Below are 16,112 nucleotides of genomic sequence, written 5' to 3'. Positions count from 1 at the left end.
CCGTCTTGGCTGCTGCGATAATCAAATAGTCGAGACCGCTGGTTAGCGGAATTATTAACATTAAACATTGACGGCATGAACTAGTGAGCGGGGAATCAGGCTTGGTTTACACTAATGTATTGGCGCCACTGTCCTTGGCAGACTTCAGGCAGGCGATCGAGTCCAAGCCCAATACCCTCGAGGTTCACCTAGATTTGGTCGAGCGTGATGTAGAGATTGCGGGCTGTAAGGTCCGCCTCCACTGCCATTGTCTAAAGGTGGATGCCGACGGACGCGTGAGCACGGCCCGGCTCGCCGAGTTCATACGCACAGCGGTAATCGACTACGCGATCCCGCATGAGACCCGTCAGCGGGCCAAGGAGCGAGACGGCAGGGAGGGTGGTTTCGCGGCCACAATCGAACTGTATCATCGCGCACTTGGCACTTTCACAGATCTGAAAACTTCCGGCGAAGGTGGCGAGCTTCTCCTTTATCTGCTCGCCGAGCGCTTCCTCGGTTTGCCCCAAATCCTTTGTAAGATGTCGCTCAAGACCAGTGCGCAAGTGCATTACCATGGCGCGGATGGCGTGTATGCTGACGTTGACGAGGATGGGGTGCTGAATCTGTATTGGGGCGAGTCGAAGATTCACTCGGATGCCGCCAAGGCGATCCGCGAGTGCCTTAGCTCGTTGAAGCCGTTTCTCGACGAGGAAGAGGGAGAGGCGGCCAAGCGCGAACGGGACCTCGTGCTGCTAAGCGAGCGAGCCGACCTCGGGAAGCCCGAACTCAACGCTTCGCTGCGTCGATTTTTCGACCAGACCGACCCGCTAGTGAAGAGAAAGCGGTACCGCGCAGTTGCTTTGGTTGGCTTTGATAGCGATGATTACCCCGTCGCTGGTTCGAAGTGTGGCGCTAATGAAATCATCGATGCGTCGAGAGAGGCCCTCAAGAAGTGGTCTAAGAACGTCGGGAGCCGGCTAGTCCTTGAGAAATTGGCTGATTGTCGGATCGAATTTCTCTGCCTGCCGCTTCCTAACGCCGAAGCCTTCCGCACGGCTGTGCTCGCATCTCTGGGATTGGCCAAGTGAGCGAAGATGAGCTTATCCATTGGCTACTTGCCGAAGGCGTGGCTAGCGATCTCAGCCTGCTCTCGCGGGTCAACGCGCTCCAGGAGCTCGAAAACATAGAGCCGGTGGAAGCCATCGGAAAGGCCATGATGGCCATCGACTGGAACCGGCTGCTGCTCGCCGGTAGCATCCTTGCGCGCTCCCACAGCCGGCCTCCGCGGGAGGCAGCGCTTCTGATCGCGACTTCCGCAATGACGTTGGCAGAGCGCGGTCCGACGCGGGATGCCGCGGCGTTGCTCTTTGAGCAGCTGTCGAACAAGCTAGCGGTTTCGCTCGCGCAGCGGAGGGATGAGGTCGGGCTGGATCTCGACACCCGGTTAGGTGTCGGTGCTCGGCTGGAATTGACGCGAAACCGCCTTAAGAACTCTGTGGTTCTTGAGGCGGACGGCGGACTCATGGAAGTAAACGCCTTCCAGCGGTCCTTCTGGACTAGCGCGCAGGACGATGGCAGCTGGCTGTCCGCCTCGGCGCCAACCGCGTGCGGAAAGACGTACCTGGTGCTGCAGTGGCTGCTGGATCAAGTACGGGCGAAGAGAGCCCGAATGGTGGTGTATCTTGCTCCGACCCGTGCGCTTGTGAGCGAGACCGAGACGAACCTCAGGAGCATGTTGGCAACTGCAGGCATCGGCACGGATCAATTGCGGGTCAGCTCGCTGCCACTGACCGACGAGTATTTAGCTATGCGGGACAGCGGACCTTCGCTGATCACCGTCTTCACGCAGGAACGACTACATCTGTTTGCTAACGCGCTGTCCGACGAGATGGAAATCGACCTCCTGGTCGTCGACGAGGCTCACAAGATCGGTGATACGAAACGAGGCGTGATCCTGCAGGACGCGATCGAGCGCGTGACGCGGGCCAGCCCGAAGGTACGGGCAGTTTTTATCAGTCCTGCGACGCAGAACCCGCAGACCTTGCTCGACGACGCTCCAGCATCCGTTCATCGCCGGGTTATCGAAAGCGATGCGCCGACGGTGCTGCAGAACGTGCTTTTCGCCCGGCAGGTCAAGCGTCAAACAACCAAGTACGAACTGGCAGTCCGGCGAGGCGACGAGCCTGATGACATCGGCATCCTAAGCCTACCAGACCGTCCGGTCGGGCTTCGAAAGAGGGTGGCATTCATTGCCGAGGCCCTGACGGGTCAGCAGTCAGGCACCCTGATCTACGCCAACGGTCCCGACGAGGCCGAGAAGATCGCCTTTCTACTGAACCAAAGTTCACCCCGAGGGGCTGTCGACCCTGAGTTGGCGGCTCTCGCGGATCTTTCTCGAAAGGGAGTGCATCCCGGTTACTTGCTCGCGCCGCTAGTAGAGCGAGGTGTCGCATTTCATTACGGCAATATGCCGTCGCTACTGCGCTCAGAAATCGAGCGGCTTTTCAAGTCCGGCAAGATTCGTTTCTTGGTGTGCACGTCGACCCTCATCGAGGGTGTCAACCTCTCCTGCCGGATGATCGTGCTCCGCGGGCCAAGGAAGGGAAGCGGCAAGCATATGCTGGCGCACGACTTTTGGAACTTGGCAGGTCGCGCGGGACGATGGGGGGACGAGTTTCAGGGCAAAATCGTTTGCATCGATCCTCACGATGAAGAAGCATGGCCCTTGGGAGTACCCAAACGCGCCAGTTACGAGATCAAACGTGAGACTGACGCAGTGATGGAGGCCCCGGAGAAGATCCTCGGCTTTTTAAAAGCGCGCGCAAGCATGTCGATGGAGGAGGTCGGACGCAACTCTAATCTCGAACAAGTCTCGGCCTATCTCATCTCGACATTCCTGCGAGCCGACTCCGTCTCTGACGCCGCGTTCGCAAAGCGACACAATCCGGAATTTATTGCGGAATTGGATGCAGCGCTTGCCGAGTTGTGTGAGGCTACGCGATTGCCTCCAACATTGGTCGCAAGGCATCCGGGCGTGAGTGCCATCGCGATGCAATCCCTTCTTGAGTTTTTCGGTCGGCATCCGGGCGAGCCCGAGGACCTAGTCCTCGCGGCCACCGAGGATGACGAGGCGGTGGTTTCCATGATGTTCGTCATGAAGGCGATCAACGATCACCTTTACCCGGCCTTCAAGCCGGATGAGTTGATCTACGGCCATGCTGTGACCGTTCAGCGCTGGCTTCGCGGTTGGTCGCTAGCGCGCATGATCAAAACGCGCATCGAGAATCTTCAAAGAAGCGGAAAGGCTGTCAACATCCCGAAGGTCTGTCGCCAGACAATGGAGATGGTCGAGCAGACTGCGCGTTTCGCCGCTCCGAAGTACATCGCCGCATACATGGGTGTTCTGAAAGTGCACTTGAATGGAGTTGGACGAACCGAACTTCTTCAAGAGGGCTTCGACATCGGACTGGCCCTCGAATTCGGCATCTCGACGCCGACGCTGCTATCGATGATGGAGCTAGGCCTTTCTAGAATGAGCGCCGTCGCGTTGTATGAGGTGATTGCCATGGACGACTTGGATCAGGACGCGTGTCGCGACTGGATGCGTGCTAATGCGGACGCGCTAGAAGGTGCTGGGATCCCCTCCATCATTGTGCGTGAGTTGCGCGAGAAGTTGCTCGGCGAGACACCGTCAGTTCGTCCGCCCGCACAAGCCGTTTAGCGCTCCCCCCCACAAACACCCTCCGGGCCAGTGTAGACTCTGACAACCGGTATGGTACTCTCCCTGGGAAGGGGATGGTCAATGGGGAAGGCACGGCGGATTACGCTCGCAACGCGATCGTTTGATAAGGCTGGTGACGGGACCGCGTTCTTCACAGCTATGCTGAATCGCTACGACATCGGCGACCGAGTCAACACCGAAGACGCAACTGATCTGTCTGCGCTACTCGAGCGCCACGATGAGTTTAACGAAAAGGCTGAAGGTGGCATTTCGGGTTTTGAGGTTAATAAACCGCCGGAAGGCGTTCAGCAGTTCTCAAAAAGATGCTTTTGGGTCGTGAGAAGCGATGGCACAAAGATAGACTTTTCGATCGGCCACTGCCTCAAAGCGAAACCGCACGACTGATCCATTTAAAAGTGTCTCTTTCCCTCTACAGGGAGATAGGCGCGCAATTTTGGTAAGATTTGGCGAGCGCGAGGGGAGATTAGCCCGCGCGATTGAATGTTCAGTTCACCGGAATCGCCTCTTTCGAGGCCGCCTGTCGCATCAGCGTCATAAGGTCGATTATTTAGCCATCCACTCGGACTACCAGTGCATCTCGATGTCGCCAATGTCGAGGACCGCATGACCTTCGCGGTAACTAAAGGCATAGCCCTCGGCTTTGCAGCGCGCGAGCAGCGCCCCGATCGCGTCGCGATCGGGAACCCAGTCGCTCTGGAGCGACTGTCGTTTCGCGTCGATAACCTCGACCGGATAGGTGAACACGATAAGATAGGCGTCCGCCTTGTCCCGCGACGCGATGAGCCACTCGATCGCCTGGCGGTCTGGGTTGGAGTGGCGGCCGTTGGCAGAAATCACATAGGTTTTGGCGCGGATCGTGTCGAAGAACGGTGGCGCGGTGTTCCGAGCGCTGCCATGATGCGGCACCTTTAGGATATCAACCTCGACGCGGCCGTTCTTGATCTTGTCCGTTTCCTTGAGCCCCTCCAACACTTTGTCTCCGAGCGCGTCGCCAGTCAGGAGGATGCGTCTGCCCTCATATTCGACCAGGCATACGATGCTTGAAAGGTTGGTCGGACTGCTGTCTCTCTGGATCGCCGCGGCTAGGGCCGCCGTCGCAACCAGGCCATTATCTGTCAAATAGGCTTCGAAATCCGTCTTTAGCTTGACCAGTTCGGCCTTGCTCGGTCCGAGCACCTGAATGTTGAGTCCCTCGACAGGGGTGACCTCCGATGGCTGCATCCGCATGATCGGCGTAGGCCGGCCCGTGCGTGCAAAAGGCGCGTTGAGAACCTGGATGTCATGCGTTTGATACAGGATCTCGTATGCGTCACGGATCGTACGGCCCTCGGCATGGCCGGCCAGCACGACCGCCAGTTCGAAGGCTTCCGGACTGTCGTCGAGCCCCGCCGCTGACAGCGCTGCCCTGATCTCGGCCGGATCAGGAGTCGGGCTATGGGCAGCCAGCGCCGCTAGCGAAGCGCTATCATAATAGGCGTCGAGGCTGTCGCCGAGGATATCGGTGAAGGCATTGTGCCACAGCCGCTCGACCTTGAGTGGGCGTTGACCCTTCGGAACATTGTTCTCGACCTCCTTCCTGAGGTCGGCAAACAGCTTCTTCACGCCTAAAATATGGTCGTTGTCGACATGGCTGATCATTACGAAGGCGAGCGGCAGCGTCGTGACCGCGAGCTTTTCTCGGAGCGCCAGCAGCCGCTTTCGCAATGCCGCGGCGTAGACCTTCGACGGCCCGCCATCGATCAGACCGACTAGCTTGGCGTCCCCCCAGTGCAACAGGAGACAGTCCCCTTCATCCGCGGGCAGGACCTCGAGGCTGAAGAGTGTCGCCATGCCGTCAGATCGACTGGAGCGCGCGGAGGACATCCACGAGCCCATGACCCTGGAAATAGCGTTCTCGACCCAAATCGGTAGCGCTCTCGCAAAGGATCTTCTTGATCCGCTGCGGATTGCGCATCAACTCGCGGTTGCGCGCCATCAGCATTGCCGCAGCCCCGCTGACAAAGGGGGCTGCCATACTGGTACCGTCAAGCTCGTCGTCTGTATCGCCACGGATAGGTCCGCGGATCTTCTCGCCCGGCGCGACCAGGTCGGGTTTCACCCGTCCGTCGCCAGTGGGGCCACGGCTCGAAAAATAGCTAACGCCGTAGCTGTGCGGCTTCAGCTTGTGCGTTGCGCCCACGGTGATGACCTGCTGCGCATTGCCCGGATCGGTGATTGAGCAGAAGACGAAGTTGCCGAACCCCAGTTCACGCTCATCCCAGCCGCGGTTGCCCGCCGCCGCCACAACCACCGCTCCCGACTGGACCAGATCATCGCAGGCGATGCAAATCGGAGTGACCCCGCAGCCATAGTTGCGGACCTCGTGCGGAATTGACAGGCTGATGTTGACGCCATGAATGACCGGCGGTCCGGCGGCGCGTGAATTGATGTGTCGGACGAACTCGAGCGCGGCAATCACCGCAAATTCTGTATTCTTGAGCTTTGGGTGCAGCACGCGCAAATCGTAGAGCCAGATGTCCGGGCAAACGCCTTGCAACGTTACCTGGCGCGCTCTGACGGAATCTTCTTCGCCGGGCATGTCGCACCAATTGCCCGCAAGGATGCCGGCGACATGCGTGCCATGATCGGACCGCAGACTGTCGCCGTCATCTCCGTCCAATTTTATCAGCGGCTCGATGAGACCCCAGTCGGGCAGGAGGCAGTCGCGTAGTTGCGTCGCGATGAGACGGAGATTCTTGTCCGCAACCTCGTCAAAGTCTGCCGCGCGCGTCCCCGGTAATTTCCTCAGTTCGATGATGATGAGCTGGATCAGTGTTTCGAGCTGGATCTCATTATCGGTCGTAAGATCGAAATTCCTGATCAGATCGATCATTGTCAGGTCATAGGTGGCCCTGATCCGGCTGTTGTCCGTGCGCCCATTCGGCCCGAACTGTGCGAAGGCGGGATGGCTGGCGGCAATGCCGCAATCGATTATCGCCCAGGTGAGGCTCGAGCAGGAAATGTTGAACAGCCGTTCGGCGGCATCGGCCTTCACCGTACATACCGCCTCGACGTCGGCAAGCTGTGATTGACGATCTAGGAACACGCGCTGGATCAGCCCGCGCGGCTGCTCGCCTACGCCATATTCGGCGAGTGTTTCTTCGAGCGCGCCTTGGATCGGCCGCTGCAGTTCGCTAATCGCGGCGCGGGCGATCTCGCGTGCCTTCGCGGCAGTCCATTTGGCAAGCGCGGTATCCGCCGCGCCGTCGGGTCTTATCTCCTTCGAAATGAAGAGGTCGCTGGGCGTTGAATTCTCGTCCGGGCCACCGGCGCCCTCGCCTTCTTCCCTACCCCGCGCGCGGGCTTGGGCCGCTGCCACGAAGACACCGATCAGTGCAATGATCGAGGTTGCCTCAAGCACCCTCGATCGGGTGCGGTCAGGCTTGGGCAGCAAAGCTGCGGGTTCTTCGGTCCCGTTTCGCCCCAGGCGCGCCGATATCGCATTTTCGAGGTCGCTGCGAGCCTCTCTCCCGCCACTGCCACGCAGCGTCTCGAGCTTCTTGTCGTGCCACCATTTCGTCAGCGGCAGAATGACCCTGACCAATTCATCGAAATAGACAGTGACGGCGACGAAGCTTTCAAGGGGCGCGACGGTCGTCCAGTCCCGGCTCTCGGGAATGTCCATCAGCAGCGCGTCGTCGGGCGACCTGTTGCTGGCCAGGCCAGGTCCGTCCGCACGGTAGCGCCGAAGCGCTTCGTGGATGGATGCTGCCGTCTTGATGGCGGGAATGCCATCGACAGGTGCCAGGAGGATGCGGGTTGGCTTGGAAAGATCTTCCGCGAATTTGAGCCAAACGTCGGCGACTATGCCAGCATCCTGAGTGAAGCGCTGGAGCTCTCCGGGACCCGCCCGTCCCATGAGGAAATAGGCGATTAGGGATCTTGGTATGGCCGCCATGCGTCCCTTTCGAAAAGCTTCGCCCTAGGTGATGAGAACCATACTTTAATAAATCATAGCGCGCATTTGAGCTGCGATGCTGCCATCTTGCCGCTGTCTGTGCCATGCACTTCGAACTCGACCTTCTGTCCGGCCTCCATCGTCTGGAAACGCGGAAGCTCATTGGCCGTGATGTGCACGAAAACGTCCCCACCGCCATTATCGGGCTCGATGAGCCCAAAGCCTTTTGCGGTGTTGAAAAACTTGATCTTGCCGGTCACCACGTGCTTCTCCAAGAGTCCTGCATCAGCTTCGCCGCCGTCATTCTCTGTCAGCGAAAGCCTCTATATAGCGCGAACAGTCTTAACGTAAGTCGTAATCGAAGGCATTCCAGAGAAGATCGCGCAAATTTACGCGCATAATCGCAGCGCCAGTCAGTTGAAAGTGCCGATACTACCACAGGGTCACTGCTCGCGCTGACTGAACGGCCGGCTGCTATCGGAAAATGGGAAAATGGCCTCGAATGACGGCTATGTTGGCGGTAACTGACACCGGTATTTACGGGCGGGAATGTCGGCTATCCGATTATCAGTGCTCCAAACCTGACTGTCGCGAAAGTCCCAAGGCTAGCCGTTCTATCGGACCGCTATCTCGAATAGAGACTTTTTGTGGCTCTGAGTGAAGGTATCCTACATTCAGGTTTAGCGATGAACGAATCGCTTAGGTCCCAATCTGTGGCGCTCCAACTAAAGCCAAAAATTCCGGACCTGACGGGGGCCATTTTGTGCAATATTGCATCCAAGCCATTCAATTATCACCGGATCTTGCAATTAAATTCCTTTTACCCGCTCCAGACGCGTCTTCCCACCAGCGAACGCAATGGCGACAAAGCTGTAGCAGCAGGCAGAAGCGCGATCTTATGGTCGAAATGATCGTGCTTTGCAGCTGTGCTATGTTAGCGTCATGCCATGGTAGATGAGGAAGATCAGGAGAGGCTTGGCCTCATTGGCTGGCTGAACGATCGAAGGGGAGTCATAGTAGGACTGTTTGGCCTCTTCGCGTGGTTCATCATGCTGTGGCTGATGTTCGGTGACGTGCTTTAGCGCCGGGTCGAACTCAGGCCGCACATCAGCCTCATACACTTTCCCGCTGCCTTACCATGTCCAGCGCAACGTCGACGATCATGTCTTCCTGCCCGCCAACCATTTTCCGGCGACCCAGTTCAACGAGGATCGCGCGAGTATCAAGTCCATGTTCGCTGGCCGCCTTTTCCGCGTGACGCAAGAAGCTCGAATACACGCCTGCATAGCCTAGGGTCAGTGTCTCCCGATCGACTCGGACAGGGCGATCTTGCAGCGGACGGACCAGCTCTTCGGCAGCATCCATGAGCGCGTAGAGGTCGCAGCCGTGATTCCAGCCATAGCGGTCAGCCGCAGCGATGAATACTTCGAGCGGCGCATTCCCTGCGCCAGCGCCCATTCCGGCAAGGCTGGCATCGACTCTGGTCACGCCGTTCTGCACCGCGACAATTGAATTAGCGACGCCCAGCGAAAGATTGTGATGCGCGTGCACACCGCGCTGGGTGTCCGTCTTCAGAACGCGATCATAGGCTTGGCAGCGGGCTGCGTATTCATCCATGTTCATGGCGCCGCCACTGTCCGTCACATAGACGCAATGGGCGCCGTAGCTCTCCATTAGCTTTGCTTGCTGCGCCAGCGGCTCGGGCTGCGACATATGGCTCATCATCAGAAAGCCGGAAACATCCATGCCTAAGTTGCGGGCGGCTTCGATATGTTGTTTCGAAACGTCCGCTTCGGTGCAATGCGTGGCTATGCGCACGGACCGCACGCCCAATTCATAAGCGTGCTTAAGATCGTGCACGGTGCCGATGCCGGGCAGGAGCAGGGTGGTAAGAACGCTGTGCTCCAGCACTTCCGCGACGGCCCCGATCCAGTCCCAGTCGGTATAGGCACCAAAACCGTAGTTGAAGGACGAACCCTGCAAGCCGTCACCATGCGCCACTTCGATCGCATCAACTTTGGCTCGGTCGAGTGCTTTCGCAATCGCTTTGACATGATCCAGGCTATATTGATGGCGTATAGCGTGCATTCCGTCGCGTAATGTGACGTCCTGAATGTAAAGCTTTTTATCGGTTGTATCAGGAGTCATGCTGCTGCCCTTTCCTGTTCGCGCAGAGCTATTTTTTCAGCTGTCTTAAGAGCCGCTGACGTCATAATGTCGAGATTGCCCGCGTAAGCCGGCAGGTAATGTGCGGCACCTTCCACTTCGAGGAACACGCTGACCTTAAGACCGGTAAAGTCGCCGCCGGCGCCTTGGTTCATCTCAGGGATATGCAGGGGACTGTTCGATCCAATATGCTCGAACTGGACTGCTTGCTTCAGGCGATAACCCGGCACGAATGTCCGCACCTCCGCCACCATATCCTCAATGCTTTTGCGGATTTTATCCTGATCGGCATCATCGCACAGGCAATAGACGGTATCGCGCATGATGAGCGGCGGTTCGGCGGGATTGAGGACGATGATCGCTTTACCACGGACAGCGCCGCCCACGTCCATGATCGCCTGCGACGTTGTTTCCGTAAATTCGTCCATGTTCGCGCGAGTTCCTGGACCGGCGCTTTTGGATGCGATCGAGGCGACGATCTCACCATAATGAACTTTGGCAACCCTGTTCACCGCGGCGACAATGGGGATCGTCGCTTGACCTCCGCAGGTCACCATGTTGACGTTGGCGGCGTCCAGATGCGCGTCGCCATTTACCGAGGGGATGACATAGGGGCCAATGGCAGCGGGCGTAAGGTCAATTACCCGCTTGCCTGCTGCGATCAGCTTCTCGCTGTGCGTCCTGTGCGCGCCTGCGGAAGTCGCGTCGAACACGATGTCGATGTCCGCAAACTCTGGCATCGCCATCAGCCCGTCGATACCATCCGCCGTGATTGGTACATTCAGCCGAACGGCTCGCTTCAATCCGTCGCTTTCAGGGTCAATGCCTACAAACGCTCGCATGGCCAAGACGTTAGAGAGGCGCATCACCTTAATCATGAGGTCGGTGCCGATATTGCCTGAGCCGATAATCGCTACGCCGGTTTTACGCATCTTGTTCTCCTATCAGCCCAAAATCCCGTTGCCCTGATGGTCGCAGGTGACGACGGCTTCCACTCTCGCGAAGGTCAGAACGGGTGTGGGCGGTGGCGCTCACAACCTTGCATTCTCTTTCGAATATCGCGTGTCTGGATGAAGTTGAGCTATCTCAAATTAGGAGTTGCCGCTACGAGGGCGCTGCTTCTATATCTCACGATATGGGATTTGGAACGCCTCCCGTTAGAGCCTTGGCACGCGCCCTTGAGCTTCTTGATATCACCGTGCGGGACAACGGGCACAGCAACGTGCTTGAGCTTTCAGAGCGGCTTAATCTTCCGAAGGCAACGGCTCATCGGCTGATGAAGGCTTTAAACGATGCGGGCTATCTAGCCAATGTCGGTAGGGGCAAGCATGTAGGCGGTCCTGCGCTGCGGAGCCTTATGGCGGTGCTTGGACCTTCTGATGTCTTGAGTTCCGTTGCTCGTCCCATCCTGAAGAAATTATCGCGGAAGACAGGGTTCACCGCGCATTTGGGCGTATTGCAGGGTTCTATGGTGACCTACCTCGTCAAGGAAAATCATGGCGCCGATCAGCTCTTCACCCGTGAGGGCACGCAGCTGGAAGCGTATTGCTCGGCGATTGGGAAAGTGCTCCTCGCTAACCTGCCGGAGACGGATCGGGGGGCGTACCTAGGCACTGGGCCTTTCATCGCGCTGACTCCCACGACGATTATTGAACCCGAAGTACTATGCGCGCACTTGAAGGAAGTGAAGCAGGCGGGATTTGCGCTGGACGATCGGGAAATCTCTCCTAATCTCGTGTGTGTTGCGGTGCCAATATTCGGGCCGGATGAAAGTGTGACGGCGGCAATTTCCCTGGCTCGAATTGATGAATTTGGGGCGTCGGCGACCAACCTGAAAATCGTGCCTCTTCTGCGAAAGGCAAGCGGCGAGATAACCTCGCGTATGACTGCCTTGGCTCATGCCTTCTGAAAGATAGACCCAGCAGACGGGCACCGCGTGGGCTTCGGCCACATCATTCGCTTTGGATCGCGGTTGCCTTCATCTGCGGCGCTACCAAGCTCTTACACCGCCATCCACTGCTATATCCGCGCCGGTAACATAACTTGCGTCGTCGCTGGCCAAGAACGCGACTACGCTTGCCACTTCTTCGGGTTGCCCCATACGGTTAATCATAGCCCGGCCAAGCTGGATGCGCGACCATTCCGGATTTTCCAGAATGAAGCGGGTTTGATTGGTCTCGATCGTCCCAGGAGATACTGAATTTGCGCGGATGCCGTGCTTGCGGCCTTCCATGGCTAGCTGGCGCGTCATTGACAGCACGCCACCCTTAGCGGCCGCATGAGCAAGACCCGGCAGGAGTTCGATCCCGGCCCACGCCGAGAGCGAAGCGGTGTTTACGATACACCCCTTGCGCTTCACCAATTCGGGCCAAGCCGCCCGCGTGAGGAGAAATACAAGGTCAAGCTCCTGGTTGATGGTCTTGTACCACGTGTCGTCATCCATTTCCTCTATCCAGGCGAAATACGCCATTGCGCCGTTGTTGAAGAGGACGTCGATTCCGCCAAAGTGGTCTGCCGCATTCTTTACTAATCGTGCGCACTCGTCCTTCTGAGTGAGATCGGCGGGATGAACGGAGATCATCGTTCCGCCAGCATCCTCGACGAGTCGAACGGTTTCCTCTGCTCCTGCAGGAGCAATGTCGCATCCGACGATGTTCGCGCCTTCCGATGCGAGGCGCAAGCAAGTTGCTCGACCGATACTGCCGCCTGAGCCGGTAATGACGCAGGTTTTCCCGGCAAAGCGCTTCGTCAGGTCCACCATCTCAGGCCGCCATTTCGAACAGGGGAGCCATGTCGATGAAGATCCACAATCTGTCGATCTTTTTCGCACTGGTTCGACGCAAGTGACTCGCGACGGGCATTCCGATCTCACTGCCGTCATGGCGAGTATAAGTCACGATGCTCATTTGGGTAGCCATATCCCCGAGCAGCACGAGCGATTCACGTTGGTGGCGCATACCCTTGATGCCGGACCAGAAGCCGACGAAGGCCTCACGCGCGTTCGCTGCGCCCAGAATGGCAGGCTGATTGCCGAAACGGACCTCCACGTCATCTGCGAACCAGCCAGCCAATCGGTCGATGTCGAAGCTGTCCGCGTCGCGGAAGAAGTCAGCCGCCCAATCGTCGCCGTCGATTGCAATTGTCGGCTCGTTAATGGCTTCCGTTATCATCTTGTCTCCTCTCCAGTATGTTCCGTATTGGCCTGCGTATGCCATTCATTGGGTGTCTTGAGCGTGTTCGCTGCGCCGATATGCTTGCCCCCGCTTATTTCTCTTCTTCGTCGGTCGGGTAGGACGATTGGGAGGCAAAGCCGACGCAATGGTGACCAAAAAGCCAATATCCGAGTGTACTTTTCTACGAGGCACGTTTTTCCCAATATCTCGCCTGAGCTATCCAACGTGTGAAACAAGTGGACACACTTTCGCAGCATAATGTATTCAGGTCAATATGAGAGCTGTACGTCTCAATTTTTCGAAATGCGGGATAGGCTGGTTGGATTGCCCTGATCGCTATATTCCCGACTGGAATAGAGCTTCTATGGATGGATGCAGTACGTAATGATTAAAGGCGGCAATCTCGAACCCGATGTTCTCACACCTCTTGCTCGCGGCGAGGGGCGGCGGACTGCGGTGGATGTGTACGAGACGCTTCAGGAACTCATATTAAGCGGTCGTATCAAGCCTGGCGCGGTCTTGACGCAGGTCGAGGTTGCCCAGGCCTTGCAAGTGAGCCGGACGCCCGTTCGCGAAGCTATGCGAATGTTGCAGGAAGGAGGACTCGTCACGAGCGATCCCAATTATCGAAGTCGGGTGCTAGGCTTCGATCCGATGGACATCGAGGCCTTGTACATGAAGCGCATTCTTCTGGAATCGATGGCGGTGACACTCACCACAAGGTCTATGGACCTATCCACGAAGGAAGAGCTTGAAGATGTCGTGAACGGGCTGGAAGGCGAAGACGCTCACGCGTCTTTCTCTGTTTGGCAGTCACTGCACCGTCGATTCCACGCGTTGATCGTCTCCCGAGCCGGAGCGTCTTACACCGCAGACCTTGAAGCGCTGGAAAAGCGCAGTGAACGATACCAATCGGCGTATAAAGGCGAGCATCTGCCGGGATGGTGGCAACGGGGCGAGAAGGAGCATCGCGCTCTTTTTGCCGCAGTGAAGAAGGGCGATGCAGTTCTAGCAGGGGAGTTAACCGCGCGGCATTTGGCGAGAACGGCCTTGGAATTATTAGCCGCACTCGCGCCCGAATATGATTCCAGCAGGGTTCGTATGAGTTTGCATTTCGCCGCCGCCGGAGCAGTCGCTGGGGGTAACTGAAGATTGCAGTTTTCCTCGTTCGTGGGGAACCGCAACGGGATGTAACCGCCAAACGAGCAGATGTTATGGAGGGCTTGATATTTTGCCCCATTCCTTGTCATGGTCGTTGTGGGCCATGCCGGGAGATGAAGTGGATAAGAAGGATTTGGATCGTCAATTGAGGGACTTCAGCCTGCTGGATGCCCCTGGACATCTCCTGCGCCGTAATCATCAGAGATCTTATGAAATTTTTAGCCGCCATGTCGGAGATGATGTGACGCGGCAGCAGATTGCACTTCTTATTGCTCTGGCCAGCCAACCCGGAGCCTCGCAACGCGATCTCGTCGAGGCGACGGCTACGGACAAAAGCACCCTGAAAGAAATGATCGGTCGTTTGGTCAAGCGAGGCTGGATTTCACGTGAGCGCGATCCCGACGACAGCCGGGCGTGGACCATGCAGATCACCCCTGACGGAGAGGCGCTACTTGCCGGTCGCATGGCGGCGGTCGCAGCGGCGCAGAGCGAAATACTCGCCCCCCTCAACAAAGCCGATCAGGCTACCTTCTTAAGGATGTTGCGCAAGTTGATCGGCCATGAGGCGCATGACGGGTAGTCGCGCAGCGCGCTTGCGTAATACTCGGACGTTACTCACCAGGCGTTAAGGCCTTTCATTTCTCTAATTCAGCTTTTGCTACCTGATCCGCTTTGGTCTCGTTGCCAATACCCCACTGTTCAGGAGGAACTTCATTCAAGATCACGCGCACCGATGCGATCGGAACATCGAGCGCACGTACAGCGGCGTCCGCCAGTTCACGGATCAAGGCCTTTTTCTTGCTCGCGTCGCGCCCGGTAAGCAGGTTGACCGTGATGATAGGCATCAGCTTCACCTTCCTTCGTGAGGTCAAAGGTAATCCCGAAACCGCGATCCCTTTAAAAGTGGATACACCTTCGCGCTATGTTCTTCACGTGTCAAGATAGGACCCATACGCCTTAATGGAGGTGAGGTGTCGCGTACAAGCTTTGATCCGGCATCTGCTCAAATTTCTCAATTGGCCATCTTTGGCACCAGGATATTCACTGCGCTCACAGACTAACGTCGCACTTTATTAACCTTACATGGGTTAGTATCGATCGGTGCGATCCGCGGGGGATCAGCAATAACTGAATGACGCTACCGTGCACCTTTTACGCTGTCTGACGAGTGCGCTCGTCCTAATTACAAGTTATCCCGTCAGTGCCCGTCCGATCGTGGCCGTCATCGACAGCGGAATAGCGAGGACACCGGCTTTGGCGGCCGTGTTGAAGTCTGAATATGATATGGCCGCGACGCCTGCTCGCGCACCCTTCAAGCCGCAGTACGATCATGGAACCATGGTGGCGACTATCCTAAATCACGCTGCTGGTGGGCAAGTCGATATCATATCGCTGCGTATCGACGACATGCACGGGTGCCCCGTCGGAGATTTGCCGCCTTGCCAATCAAGCCCGAAACCCGTGGCTGATGCAATCGACAGGGCCGTGCAGCTTGGTGCCAATGTAATAAACCTCTCGCTCGCGCTTGCGAACGACCCGCTGATTGTGGCTGCTGTCTCACGCGCTACGCATGAAGGCGTAACTGTCGTCATGGCGGCTGGAAACAAGGGGCGAGACTATCCCGACAACGTCGCCATGGCCCGATCAGGCTTTCCACGGGCTGTGCTGGTTGGCGCTGTAGGAGCAGATGGAAAGCCCTGGTCTGGAACCAATCGCCCGGAACCTCATGAAACAGAATATACTTACGTTTGGCAACCGGGCGTCGACGTTCCCACTGTGAACGCTTCAGGAGCGGAGGTCAGGGCGACGGGGACATCCTTTGCCGTCCCCGTCGAGGCGGCGCACCGGGCGCTGGCGGAAGGATCGGCGATCGCCGAAATGGCATCCGACTCTTCAACGGGATGAGCAAGGAGCCACTATAGGGCTCCATTGCCATGGCGCCATGAACGCACCC

General features: G+C 57.5%; 16 protein-coding genes. 7 read left to right on the top strand and 9 right to left on the bottom strand.

Features of this window, described 5'->3' with window-relative positions; all coding sequences use genetic code 11:
- Positions 1-101 precede the first annotated feature (101 nt).
- The 3 genes from C1T17_RS12200 (at position 102) to C1T17_RS12190 (ending at position 4,105) form a co-directional block, all read left to right on the top strand.
- Positions 102-1,067, top strand: coding sequence for a DUF1837 domain-containing protein (locus tag C1T17_RS12200; protein WP_104955193.1), 966 nt, complete (start codon positions 102-104; stop codon positions 1,065-1,067).
- Entirely contained in the window at positions 1,064-3,700 is a 2,637-nt protein-coding gene (locus C1T17_RS12195; RefSeq protein WP_104953680.1) for a DEAD/DEAH box helicase, read from the top strand. The genes C1T17_RS12200 and C1T17_RS12195 overlap by 4 nt, the downstream gene beginning before the upstream one ends.
- An 81-nt stretch (positions 3,701-3,781) precedes the next feature.
- Entirely contained in the window at positions 3,782-4,105 is a 324-nt protein-coding gene (locus tag C1T17_RS12190; protein WP_189338332.1) for a DCL family protein, read from the top strand.
- Between the two features lie 180 nt (positions 4,106-4,285).
- On the opposite strand, the gene C1T17_RS12185 is transcribed toward C1T17_RS12190, so the two are convergent.
- The 6 genes from C1T17_RS12185 to C1T17_RS12165 form a co-directional block, all read right to left on the bottom strand.
- Entirely contained in the window at positions 4,286-5,551 is a 1,266-nt protein-coding gene (locus C1T17_RS12185; protein WP_104953678.1) for a ComEC/Rec2 family competence protein, read from the bottom strand.
- Positions 5,552-5,555: 4 nt separating this feature from the next.
- Positions 5,556-7,658 (bottom strand): S8 family serine peptidase, encoded by a 2,103-nt coding sequence (locus tag C1T17_RS12180; RefSeq protein WP_223262570.1) that lies wholly within the window; start codon positions 7,656-7,658, stop codon positions 5,556-5,558.
- A 53-nt stretch (positions 7,659-7,711) separates the two neighbouring features.
- Positions 7,712-7,918 (bottom strand): cold-shock protein, encoded by a 207-nt coding sequence (locus tag C1T17_RS12175; protein WP_317617045.1) that lies wholly within the window; start codon positions 7,916-7,918, stop codon positions 7,712-7,714.
- Between the two features lie 669 nt (positions 7,919-8,587).
- Positions 8,588-8,779, bottom strand: a complete 192-nt coding sequence (locus C1T17_RS21335) for a hypothetical protein (protein WP_189338331.1) — start codon at positions 8,777-8,779, stop codon at positions 8,588-8,590.
- Positions 8,772-9,806 carry a 4-hydroxy-2-oxovalerate aldolase gene (dmpG, locus tag C1T17_RS12170; protein ID WP_104953676.1) on the bottom strand — a complete coding sequence of 345 codons (1,035 nt, stop codon included), beginning with the start codon at positions 9,804-9,806 and terminating at the stop codon, positions 8,772-8,774. Before dmpG ends, C1T17_RS21335 begins: the two co-directional genes overlap by 8 nt.
- Positions 9,803-10,756: an acetaldehyde dehydrogenase (acetylating) gene (locus C1T17_RS12165; protein WP_104953675.1), complete on the bottom strand. Its 954-nt coding sequence runs from the start codon at positions 10,754-10,756 to the stop codon at positions 9,803-9,805. Before C1T17_RS12165 ends, dmpG begins: the two co-directional genes overlap by 4 nt.
- Positions 10,757-10,989: 233 nt before the next feature.
- On the opposite strand from C1T17_RS12165, the gene C1T17_RS12160 reads away from it, so the two are divergent.
- Positions 10,990-11,733: an IclR family transcriptional regulator gene (locus C1T17_RS12160; protein WP_189338330.1), complete on the top strand. Its 744-nt coding sequence runs from the start codon at positions 10,990-10,992 to the stop codon at positions 11,731-11,733.
- 81 nt (positions 11,734-11,814) lie between these two features.
- On the opposite strand, the gene C1T17_RS12155 is transcribed toward C1T17_RS12160, so the two are convergent.
- Complete coding sequence (locus C1T17_RS12155; RefSeq protein WP_104953673.1) at positions 11,815-12,585, bottom strand: SDR family NAD(P)-dependent oxidoreductase; 771 nt, start codon at positions 12,583-12,585, stop codon at positions 11,815-11,817.
- A gap of 1 nt (position 12,586) precedes the next feature.
- Positions 12,587-12,994, bottom strand: a complete 408-nt coding sequence (locus C1T17_RS12150) for a nuclear transport factor 2 family protein (RefSeq protein ID WP_104953672.1) — start codon at positions 12,992-12,994, stop codon at positions 12,587-12,589.
- A gap of 375 nt (positions 12,995-13,369) precedes the next feature.
- On the opposite strand from C1T17_RS12150, the gene C1T17_RS12145 reads away from it, so the two are divergent.
- A complete protein-coding gene (locus tag C1T17_RS12145; protein WP_104953671.1) occupies positions 13,370-14,146 on the top strand; it encodes a GntR family transcriptional regulator in 777 nt (258 codons plus the stop codon).
- Positions 14,147-14,261: 115 nt separating this feature from the next.
- Positions 14,262-14,738 (top strand): MarR family winged helix-turn-helix transcriptional regulator, encoded by a 477-nt coding sequence (locus tag C1T17_RS12140; RefSeq protein ID WP_223262938.1) that lies wholly within the window; start codon positions 14,262-14,264, stop codon positions 14,736-14,738.
- Between the two features lie 55 nt (positions 14,739-14,793).
- On the opposite strand, the gene C1T17_RS12135 is transcribed toward C1T17_RS12140, so the two are convergent.
- A complete protein-coding gene (locus C1T17_RS12135; RefSeq protein WP_104953669.1) occupies positions 14,794-15,003 on the bottom strand; it encodes a tautomerase family protein in 210 nt (69 codons plus the stop codon).
- Between the two features lie 298 nt (positions 15,004-15,301).
- On the opposite strand from C1T17_RS12135, the gene C1T17_RS12130 reads away from it, so the two are divergent.
- The gene (locus C1T17_RS12130) at positions 15,302-16,063 is read left to right on the top strand and encodes a S8 family peptidase (RefSeq protein ID WP_189338328.1); all 762 of its coding nucleotides are present in this window, start codon (positions 15,302-15,304) and stop codon (positions 16,061-16,063) included.
- The last annotated feature ends 49 nt before the right edge of the window (positions 16,064-16,112 follow it).

It is taken from the genome of Sphingobium sp. SCG-1, from assembly GCF_002953135.1.
Classification (GTDB): domain Bacteria; phylum Pseudomonadota; class Alphaproteobacteria; order Sphingomonadales; family Sphingomonadaceae; genus Sphingobium.
This window is presented reverse-complemented; position numbering and strand designations above follow the sequence as displayed.

Bases quoted from the DNA above. Each gene is read 5' to 3' on its own strand.
- C1T17_RS12190 (WP_189338332.1), top strand. From the start codon at position 3,782: ATGGGGAAGGCACGGCGGATTACGCTCGCAACGCGATCGTTTGATAAG.
- C1T17_RS12185 (WP_104953678.1), bottom strand. From the start codon at position 5,551: ATGGCGACACTCTTCAGCCTCGAGGTCCTGCCCGCGGATGAAGGGGAC.
- C1T17_RS12180 (WP_223262570.1), bottom strand. From the start codon at position 7,658: ATGGCGGCCATACCAAGATCCCTAATCGCCTATTTCCTCATGGGACGG.
- dmpG (WP_104953676.1), bottom strand. From the start codon at position 9,806: ATGACTCCTGATACAACCGATAAAAAGCTTTACATTCAGGACGTCACA.
- C1T17_RS12165 (WP_104953675.1), bottom strand. From the start codon at position 10,756: ATGCGTAAAACCGGCGTAGCGATTATCGGCTCAGGCAATATCGGCACC.
- C1T17_RS12155 (WP_104953673.1), bottom strand. From the start codon at position 12,585: ATGGTGGACCTGACGAAGCGCTTTGCCGGGAAAACCTGCGTCATTACC.
- C1T17_RS12150 (WP_104953672.1), bottom strand. From the start codon at position 12,994: ATGATAACGGAAGCCATTAACGAGCCGACAATTGCAATCGACGGCGAC.
- C1T17_RS12145 (WP_104953671.1), top strand. From the start codon at position 13,370: ATGCAGTACGTAATGATTAAAGGCGGCAATCTCGAACCCGATGTTCTC.
- C1T17_RS12140 (WP_223262938.1), top strand. From the start codon at position 14,262: ATGCCGGGAGATGAAGTGGATAAGAAGGATTTGGATCGTCAATTGAGG.
- C1T17_RS12135 (WP_104953669.1), bottom strand. From the start codon at position 15,003: ATGCCTATCATCACGGTCAACCTGCTTACCGGGCGCGACGCGAGCAAG.